Source organism: Chrysiogenia bacterium, from assembly GCA_020434085.1.
Taxonomy (GTDB): Bacteria; JAGRBM01; JAGRBM01; order JAGRBM01; family JAGRBM01; genus JAGRBM01.
Genome location: JAGRBM010000413.1, coordinates 1 through 2,875 on the forward strand (window position 1 = coordinate 1; position 2,875 = coordinate 2,875).

The window sequence follows — 2,875 nt, forward strand, 5'->3', positions numbered from 1 at the left end:
AACGGCAAGCCCCACACCCGGCTCACCACGCAGGAAGCGCTCGCCATCGAGCCGGGCCTCAAACCGAAAATGGTCAACGGCGCGGTCACCATGGACGAGTGGGGGATCGATCCCTTCCGCCTGTGCACGGCCAACGCCCTCTCGGCCGCCGAGGCCGGCGCGACCATCCGCAATCACACCCGCGTCACCGGTTTTCTCTTCGAGGGCAAGCGGGTCTGCGGCGTCAAGGTGCAGGATTTCCGCACCGGCGCCCACGAAGAGATCCGTGCCCAGGTTGTTTTCAATGCGGGCGGTCCCTGGGTGCTCAAGATTCTTGAGGGCACCGGTGCCACGGCGAAGATGCGGCCGGGCAAGGGCGTGCACGTCATCCTCGACCGGCGCGTGGTGAACGTGGCCGTCATGTGCAGCGCCGTCGACGGGCGAAGCATCTTCATCATGCCCCACGACAACTCGACCATCATCGGCACGACCGACGATGACTTCTACGGCGATCCCGACAGCCTCACCGTGAGCAAGGACGAGGTCGAGTACCTCATTCAGGGGATCGAGCGCGTGCTCCCCCAGGTGCGCAGCGCCCGCGTGGTGCGCGTGATGGCGGGCGTGCGCCCCACGCTCCACAAATGGGGCCCCAACGAAGATGAACTCTCGCGCGACCACAAGGTCTACGACCACGGCGCGCAGGACGGCGTCGAGGGCCTGTTCTCCATGGTGGGCGGCAAGCTGGCGGCCTACCGGATCATGAGCGAGGACGCCACGGACATCATCGGCGAGGCGCTCGGGCGAAAGGTCGCCTGCACCACGCATGTCAAACCGCTCCCCGGCGGTGAGAAGCAGCTCGATCTTCCCAAGCTGGCAGAGGAATCGGGGCTCTCGGAATACGCGCTCGCGCGCATCCACTTCCGTCACGGCGCGCGCACGCAGGACATCGCAAATCTCTGCAAGGAACGCCCGGGCCTGCAGCGCATCGTGTGCGCCTGCGAGCCGGTGACGGCGGCCGAGCTGACTTATGCGGTGCGCAGCGAGTGGGCGGCCAAGCTCTCGGACCTGCGCCGGCGCACGCGCCTTGGCACCGGTCCCTGCCAGGGCTGCCGCTGCACGCTGGAGGCGGGCTGCGTGCTGGCCGAGGAACTCGGTCACAGCGGCGAGGGGCAGCTCCAGGAAACCTACGACTTCCTGCGCAATCGCTGGAAGGGCAAGGTGCCCATCCTCGAGGGCGAACAGGTCGCGCAGGAAGAACTCCTTCAGCAGACTCACCTGCGCGTGCTGGGCATGCACCACTTTGTTGGCGACGACGGTCCCTTCGAGGGCTGGCGCGACCTGGCAAAGGCCGCGCGTGAGCCCGCACCGGTGCGCCCGCGCAAGGAGGTTGCCAGTGAGTGACCTCATTGTAATCGGCGGCGGCGCGGCCGGCGTGATGGCCGCTGCGGCAGCCAAAGAGGGCGGCGCGAGCGTCACGCTTGTCCAGCGCGCGCCCGGGGCCAGCGCGCTCTCGAGCGGCGCGATCGACTTTGCGGGCGATCCCGGCCTCGTGCCCGGTCGCGCGATGCAGGAGAACCCCTCGCTGCAGGCGAACCTCGCCGCGCAGCTCAATCACAATCCCTGGCATCCCTTCCACCAGATGGCGGCCGAATACGGCGCGCCCGAGGCGAAGGCCGGCCACCTGCTGCGCGGGCTAGAAGTGGCCTGCGCGCTGATCAAGGACCGCGGAGGCCTCGCGCTCGAAGGCGACGGCAGGGAAAACAGCGCGCGCATTACGCCGCTGGGCACCTTCAAATTTGCCGCGCTGGCCCAGAGCGGCTGCGGGGCCTTCAGCGCCGACGAGCTGCGCGCGATGCGCCCGGTCTTTGTGGGCTTCGAGGGGCTTCCCGGAACGGTGGCCGCGCGGCAGGCGGTGGTCTTCGATCACGTGCGCGGCGCGAAAGAGGGAACGAGCCGCTCGGTTGAGATACCGCTGGCCGAGGCGCTGGGCCCGAACTCGAACGCCATCGGGCTGGCGAGCCTCTTCGACGACGAGAACTACGCCCGCGAGGTGGCGAAGAAACTCGCCGCGGCAGTCGCGGACTTCAAAGATGCGACGCACCTCGTGCTCCCGCCGGTGCTGGGCATAGAAAATACCGGGCGCGCCCGGGCCATCTTCAACGAAGAGGTCGGCCCCGAGGTGATCGAGACCCTGGCCGTGCCGCCCTCGGCGCCGGGTGTGCGTTTCGATCTGGCATTGCAGCGCGTGATCAAGGCGCTTGATATCGAAGTGCTCGCCGGCGACGTGATCGGCGTTGAATGCGCGCGCGGCGCCGTCGGCTCGCTGAAGGTGCGCCTTGCCTCTGGCGAGGAAAAGGCCCTGCGGGCCCCGCGCTACGTGCTCGCCGGCGGCAAGTTCATTGGTGGCGGCATCGAGAAGGAAGGCGCGCTGCGCGAGTCGCTCTTTGGGCTGCCGGTCTTCTGGAAAGACCAGCGCTTTGTCTCGGTGACCAACGAGGAGATCTTCGACCGGCGCTTCCTGCGCTCCCACGCCGCGTTCTGCGCGGGCCTTCGCGTGGACGCGAAGATGCGGCCGGTGGGCGAGGACGGCGCGGCGATCTACGAAAACCTCCATGCCGCGGGCAGCGTGCTCGGCGGCTACGACGCGGTGGCCGGGCCCGGCGGGCTCGGCGTTGCACTGGTAAGCGGCTACGTTGCGGGTCAGCACGCAGGAGGCGGTGCATGAACCCGGTCGAGGTCACGCCCAAACAGCTCGCTGCGCTTGTAAAGCTCTGCGGCCAGAGTGCCGTCAGCACATTGGAGAGCGATCGCATTGCCAACTCCACCGACTGCTGGCCGGCCACCAAGATCGACATTCGCGACGCGCGCCTTGGAGTGCTGCCCGCGGTGGTGGTGC

2 protein-coding genes are annotated in these 2,875 nt (G+C 68.2%); both read left to right on the top strand.

Annotated elements, in window-relative coordinates; translation table 11 throughout:
* On the top strand, positions 1–1,380 hold a 1,380-nt coding region (locus KDH09_14115; protein MCB0220832.1), incomplete at its 5' end, for an FAD-dependent oxidoreductase.
* Positions 1,373–2,704: an FAD-binding protein gene (locus tag KDH09_14120; protein ID MCB0220833.1), complete on the top strand. Its 1,332-nt coding sequence runs from the start codon at positions 1,373–1,375 to the stop codon at positions 2,702–2,704. The genes KDH09_14115 and KDH09_14120, both read left to right, overlap by 8 nt.
* Positions 2,705–2,875: the final 171 nt, after the last annotated feature.